The 6,496-nt window shown below is 29.8% G+C and carries 6 protein-coding genes; 5 read left to right on the forward strand and 1 reads right to left on the reverse strand.

The genetic code is table 11. From position 1 onward, the window contains the following. Window positions 1–33: 33 nt before the first annotated feature. From VIM70_RS07760 to VIM70_RS07780, 5 genes are all read left to right on the forward strand, one after another. On the forward strand, window positions 34–1,017 hold the full coding sequence (locus VIM70_RS07760) for a Gfo/Idh/MocA family oxidoreductase (RefSeq protein WP_331945179.1): 984 nt from the start codon (window positions 34–36) through the stop codon (window positions 1,015–1,017). Beyond that, the gene (locus tag VIM70_RS07765; protein WP_331945180.1) at window positions 1,017–1,982 is read left to right on the forward strand and encodes a Gfo/Idh/MocA family oxidoreductase; all 966 of its coding nucleotides are present in this window, start codon (window positions 1,017–1,019) and stop codon (window positions 1,980–1,982) included. Before VIM70_RS07760 ends, VIM70_RS07765 begins: the two co-directional genes overlap by 1 nt. Next, complete coding sequence (locus VIM70_RS07770; RefSeq protein ID WP_331945181.1) at window positions 1,942–2,709, forward strand: acylneuraminate cytidylyltransferase family protein; 768 nt, start codon at window positions 1,942–1,944, stop codon at window positions 2,707–2,709. The genes VIM70_RS07765 and VIM70_RS07770 overlap by 41 nt, the downstream gene beginning before the upstream one ends. Before the next feature lie 27 nt (window positions 2,710–2,736). Continuing rightward, window positions 2,737–3,399, forward strand: a complete 663-nt coding sequence (locus VIM70_RS07775; RefSeq protein WP_331945182.1) for a transferase — start codon at window positions 2,737–2,739, stop codon at window positions 3,397–3,399. A 165-nt stretch (window positions 3,400–3,564) separates the two neighbouring features. Continuing rightward, a complete protein-coding gene (locus VIM70_RS07780; RefSeq protein ID WP_331945183.1) occupies window positions 3,565–4,782 on the forward strand; it encodes an O-antigen ligase family protein in 1,218 nt (405 codons plus the stop codon). A gap of 348 nt (window positions 4,783–5,130) precedes the next feature. On the opposite strand, the gene VIM70_RS07785 is transcribed toward VIM70_RS07780, so the two are convergent. Continuing rightward, window positions 5,131–6,496: DDE-type integrase/transposase/recombinase (locus VIM70_RS07785; protein WP_331945184.1), on the reverse strand; the 1,366-nt coding region annotated here is incomplete at its 5' end.

A 6,496-nucleotide genomic window follows, 5' to 3' on the forward strand; every position in this document is an offset into this window, starting at 1 on the left:
TTTAACTTGTAAGGAACTAAAGGAGATTTAAGTATGAAGTTTTTAGTTGTAGGTTCAGGCTCTATGGGAAAAAGAAGAATTAGACTTATTAAGGAAAATTATAAGGATATTACTCTTATTGGCGTAGACCTAAGCATTGATAGATGTGAGCAAATTAAAGAACTATTTAATTTAAAAACATATACAAATTTGGATGAAGCTATAGATGTAGAAAAGCCAGATGCAGCTTTTATTTGTACATCTCCAATATATCATAGTGAAATAATTTTGAATTGCTTAAAAAAGAATATAAATGTATTTACTGAAATAAATTTAATCTCAGATAATTATGATGAAATTATTGAGGTAGCTAAAGAAAAGAAATTAAAGTTATTTTTATCTTCAACTTTCCTATATAGAAATGAAATTAAATATATAATTGACAAAGTTTGCAATAAAGGCAAATTAGCCTACTCATATCATGTAGGTCAGTATCTTCCAGATTGGCATCCTTGGGAAAACTATAAAGACTTTTTTGTATCAGATAAAAGGACAAATGGATGTAGAGAACTTATGGCTATAGAGTTACCATGGATCGTAAAAGCTTTTGGTGATATTAAAAATGTTCATGTTATTAGAAATAATATCACTAATTTAAAGTTGAATTACTGTGATAATTATATGATAATGTTTGAACATGAAAATGGTAACGTTGGATCATTTAATGTGGATATTGCTTCGAGAAAAGCAACAAGAAGTTTAGAAGTTTATAATGAAGAGCTTCATATTAAATGGGAGGGAACTCCAGAAACATTATATGATTATAATTTTGATAATAAGGATTTTGAAACAATTAATACATATGAATCAATCGATAGAAATACTAAATATGTTAGTAATATTATAGAAAATGCTTATTTGAGTGAAATCACTACTTTTATGAATTTTATTAATGGTGATGGAAATAATATTATACATACATTTGAGGATGATTATAAAATTATTAAAGTTATTGACCAGATTGAAGGAAGAAAATAATGAAGATTTTGTTTATAGGGTTAGGTTCTATAGGTAAAAGGCATTTAAAGAATGTATTGCAATATCTTAGCAAAAATAAAATAAAATCCGAAATCCATTGTTTAAAATCAAAAAAAAGCAGTAATTTAATGGATGATGTAGATAAAATTTTATATTCTATTAGTGATTTAGATAACGATTATGATTGCATTTTCATAACAAACCCAACGCATTTGCATTATGATACTCTGAAAAGCGTGATAGAAAAAGGAAGATATTTCTTCCTTGAAAAACCTGCTTTTGATAGTTATAAATACGATATTAGTTTTATTAATAATGATTTATCTAAAAGAATATATGTAGCCGCTCCGCTTAGATATACCCCTATATTTAAGGAAATAAAAAATATTATTAAAAATGAGAAAGTATACAGTTTAAGGTCAATATGTTCTACGTATTTACCTGGTTGGAGACCTAATCAAGATTATAGGGAAGTCTACAGTGCTCATAAAGATCAAGGTGGAGGAGTTTCAATTGATTGTATTCATGAGTTAGATTATATAACTGATTTAGTTGGATTTCCAGAAAGAATATATAATCTTCAAGATAAAGTATCAAATTTGGAAGTTAGTTGTGAGGATATTTCAATATATGTTGCAAGAACCAAAAATGTATTTATCGAACTTCATTTAGATTACTTCGGTAAGCAATCGAGAAGAGAAGTAGAGCTAATTACTGAAAATGGCCTAATTCGCGGAGATTTTATAAACAAAACAGTATACAATTCTAGAAGTAAACAAGAAAAAGTATTTGAGTATGATACAAATCATATGTATGTAAAGGAAATTGAGTACTTTTTTGAAAATGTTTGTGGCGGAAAAGGAAATTGGAATGATATCTACGAGGCAGTAAAACTACTGAAAATAATAAAGGAGTCTGAAGAAGATGAACATTTTAATAACAGTTTGTGGAAGAGCAGGATCTAAAGGTGTTAAAAATAAAAACGCTAGAGATTTTTTAGGAATTCCACTTATTAATTACACTATAGTTGCAGCTGATCTATTCAAAAAAAGAAATCCTAATTACAATATAGATATAAGCATTAATACCGATAGTCAGCAACTATTAAATATGTTTAGTGAAGATAAAAATGTTGAATGCATAAATAGGCCAAAAGAATTGGCTATGGATAATTCACCAAAGGTACCATCAATAAGATATTCACTAAAATATATGGAAGCAAAATTAAATACAACATATGATTATGTAATTGATTTGGATATTACATCGCCTTTAAGAAAAACAGAAGATATCGACAATGCAATAAAGAAAGCCGAAGCAAATTTAGATTTGGATGTTGTATTTTCAGTAGTAAATTCAAGGAGAAACCCATATTTTAATATGGTGGAGCAAAAAAACGGGAAAATACAGAAAATAATATCCTCCGAGTTTGTTGCTAGGCAACAAGCCCCAAAAGTTTATGATATGAATGCTTCTATTTATTGTTATAGGCGTTATAGTTTGCTAAACAAACTTGAAAACAGTCCTCTTGATGGACTCTTTGACATTATATTAATGAAAGATACTGCAGTACTCGATATAGATTCAGAAGAAGATCATGAACTAATGCAGATACTAGCGAAGCACTTTTTCAAGAATGAATTTAACGAGCTATACGAACATGTTAAGGTATATAAAGAGACCATAGAGTAATATTGAAATTAGAAGGAGGGTTAAGTTATGGAGATGGAACTCAGTAAACAAGAATTAATAACCCACATTAATAGGCAGTTATCCAATAACTTTGGACCATGTGGAGATATTGTGCCTTTTATAGACATCACCTTGGAGAGACTTCAAACATGTTTTCAGAGGACCAAAAATAAATATTACCATAAAGTGGGCATTGGGAATGAATATTTTTCTCCTTACCATTCAGGGCAGTATTCAATATTTTTGTATTACCTTGCGAACACGGTGCATCGCAAGGGTGGAGATGCAAATTTAGCAGCTAAGATTTATTATCTTAATAAAATAATGCATTCTGTCGATTGGTACTATGAAATTGAATTGCCTGAGTACTTTGGACTTGAGCATCCTATGGCAAGTGTCTTAGGTAGAGCTAAATATAGCGATGGCTTTTTCTTTTACCAAGGGTGTACAGTTGGAGGTAATAAGGGTAAGTATCCACAAATGGGCAAAAATGTGATTTTGTATTCTAATGTTACTATCCTTGGAGACGCCAAGATAGGTAGCAACGTAGTAATATCTACTGGTACTACTATTAAAGATGAGGTTATTCCAGATAATTGTTTAGTATTTGGCACGTCACCAAATTTGATTATTAAACAAAAAGATGAGTTGTACATAGGAAAGATTGTATCGCATTTTTGGGTGGAATAGTTTATAAAATTAAAGAAATCAGGGGCTTGTGCTTCTGAATTAAAGATTTAACAAAATTGTTAAAATAACCACAAGATTATTAAAATGATTTTGTACCATTTGAAACGAGGTGGGGAAGTGGATTTTTCTCGGAAAATTCTATTTTTATTAACATGCGTATATATTATGCTATTACCTTTAATTCCAGAAGATGTTAAGTTTAAGGGGATGCCACTCACTGACTTAATTTTGGCATTAATAATTTTTGCCTACATTATGAATTTAATAGTTTCGAGGAAAGGTAGAGAAAATTTTATTAAGGGTATTATAAATTTCTTTACAGATAAATTGAGTATATTTATGGCAATATTATTGGTTATGATGCTTGTGTCTACTTCTTATGCAGTAGATAAAAAGCTAGCATTAAGTGAAAGTGCAAGGTTTATGTCGTATATATTTATGTATTTTCTTATAAAATATGAGCTGAATAAGAAAAAACAGATAAATGTTGTATTAAATTGCTATATATTTACTTCCTTTATTTTAAGCTGTATAGGCATTGTTCAGTATTTTACAGGATTCGCTCTGGATGATAGCTTTAAAAAAGCAAATGATTTAGGTGGAGGTATAAGAATAGCGGCGACACTTTTTAATCCAAATGCTTACGGTGCTTATTTAATACTAATAATTTTTCCAGTGATTATGTTAAGCATTTATGAAAAGAAAAAGAAAAAGAAAATAGTTTACATATTACTTTCAATATTGGTTATTTCTAATTTATTAATGACTTTTTCTAGAAATGCAGTATTAGGTTTTGTAATAGGATTATTAGTGCTTACGTTAATTTATAGTATTAAGTTGATTTTTGCTCTTGGTGGTTTTGGTATTTTGATATGTTTCATTCCTTCTGTTTTCCAAAGATTTAAAGGGATGGCTATTTTATCAAAGGATGATCCAAGAGTTAAACTTTGGGAAACTGCTTTGAAGATGATAAAGGATCATCCAATTCGAGGTGTTGGTAATGGAAATTATGTTACTAGATATAATGATTATATAATGAAATATAAGGAACTACAGTATTATTACTATAGGAGTTATCCATCTCATAATTCATATTTAAAAGTACAAAGTGAATTGGGTATAATTGGAATAGTTTCTTTCTTAGGTATATTAGCAACTGCACTATTTAGAGTTAACAAATTGTATAAAGCAACTATAGATAAATTCCATAAACCATTTTATATTGGTGTAATGGCAAGCATGACTGCTTTCTTATTTATGAACTTATCAGACAATTTATTCTTTGTGCCTAAAGTAACAACTTATTTTTGGATTTTATTGGCTACTTCGGAAGCATTATTGAATAATCTTCACAAGGAGAGTTTAAGTAAAAACATTAAATAAATAATTATTTTAAACTATGTTAAGTAAAAAAATTAACATAGTTTATTTTATTGGCATAAAATCCATTAAAAATAATTTATGGTATAAAACAAATGTGATAGTGTTAACTAACTTATGAAAAAACTATAATGAAAATATTAGGATTTAAAATGCAGATTGAAAAGCAAAAATGTATCTTGAATAAATTTAATATGCTTTATTTGTAGCCGAATTCCTAAAAATTGAGAACTTTATTTTCTATGAATAATAAAAAGCAGCACAAATACACCTGTTTAAATTATTTGCTTTTTACAGAAAACTGACGGGTAAAACTAATTTTATTATATTAAACGTAGATTCTGGATTAGGCTATGCGCTCTGTTTTTGGAGTATAAGTTGTTGTGAAAGTTCGATTAACTTTTGCCATTTTCCCGGCATAGTAGGAATCTTTTCAAGTTCAGGGATTGAGTTCAATGGTCCCCAATAAGCGTAGCTATGTGGGCGGAGAAAGTTGTAATAGGCTACAAATAGCGCCAAGTGCGTGTTGGAACCTTCCTCACTGCCAAAGCCATTTGTAACCCTATAGGAGAATTTAAATGTTCTGTTGAGACGTTCTATTATTTGTTTAAGCCAACGATATTCAGTTGAAATAGGATCAGAGTTAGTAAGTCCAATTACTTGTATTACGTCAAAGTCCATGTTATTAAGTTTAAACTGTTGCTCCGCAAGCTTATATGCGGTATAACCATCAGCAACGAATTTAAGAGACTTGCCGGGAAAAACTTTAAACTTATCAAAAGCCATACGCATAGTTAAAATACATGGCCCAGCATCACGGCTATAAGATGCTTGGTAACCTAAAATTGATTTCTTGATGGCGTCCATAACAAGCCAGACATACTGAGTAGTCCCTTTTACTTTAGTATATGTTTCATCAGCAGCGAGATAATCAGTAGGTTTATAGTCATAATTGTCAACAAAGGGTTTAACTAAAGCGGCAGCTGTGATGGCATATCTACTAACCATGACATGAGATATTTTAACACCATGGATTTCCCATAGAGCAAGCGCCGTACGGCGTGTAGATATTCCTAAATTAATGTTGTATGTTAAACAAAGGCCCATTACATGAGGAGAAAAGTTTCTGAAATTAAGGGTTGTAGCACCTTTTGGCATAGAAGATAAATCCACATCAAAGTAATTAGTGGTAAACTCACGATAAATGTAATGGAGTTTGAATTTGTGTTTATCTTTCTTGTATTCTTTAATGTCTTCAAGTGAAAGTTTTGCAAGAGAATTAAGATAAAAAGTACATTTTTTATTAACACATTTATGAATATAAAAATTCTTACGGTCCTTCTTTTTATTTAGAGCATGTCCACAAAATGGGCAGAGGAGTTTTTCAGTTTTGAGATCATCTTTGTTTTTATTGAAATGTAAATCACAGACTTTGCACCAAAGTTGACCACGACCGCCAGCGTTATCATAAATATAGTTGTGCGGAGCACCACATTGAGGGCAGACAGTATCAAGTGATACAGGATTTTTACCACGAGAATTCACAGTTTTTTTGTCTTTGCCATGAACGGTTTTATAATTATTTAGAAGTTCAGTGTAATTAAACTTTTCAAAAGTTTTAATAATCGGTAGTTTATCTACAGTAAGTTTTTTATATTTAGGACTTGTCATATCATATTTTGGAGTCTTTAGAGGTATATTTTTCACAATAAAAACA

The sequence above is a fragment of the Clostridium sp. genome, from assembly GCF_036569345.1.
Taxonomy (GTDB): domain Bacteria; phylum Bacillota; class Clostridia; order Clostridiales; family Clostridiaceae; genus Clostridium_AD.

Excerpts from the sequence above, each read along its gene's own strand:
- VIM70_RS07760 (WP_331945179.1), top strand. The coding sequence starts at position 34 with ATGAAGTTTTTAGTTGTAGGTTCAGGCTCTATGGGAAAAAGAAGAATT.
- VIM70_RS07770 (WP_331945181.1), top strand. The coding sequence starts at position 1,942 with ATGAACATTTTAATAACAGTTTGTGGAAGAGCAGGATCTAAAGGTGTT.
- VIM70_RS07765 (WP_331945180.1), top strand. The coding sequence starts at position 1,017 with ATGAAGATTTTGTTTATAGGGTTAGGTTCTATAGGTAAAAGGCATTTA.
- VIM70_RS07780 (WP_331945183.1), top strand. The coding sequence starts at position 3,565 with ATGCTATTACCTTTAATTCCAGAAGATGTTAAGTTTAAGGGGATGCCA.
- VIM70_RS07775 (WP_331945182.1), top strand. The coding sequence starts at position 2,737 with ATGGAGATGGAACTCAGTAAACAAGAATTAATAACCCACATTAATAGG.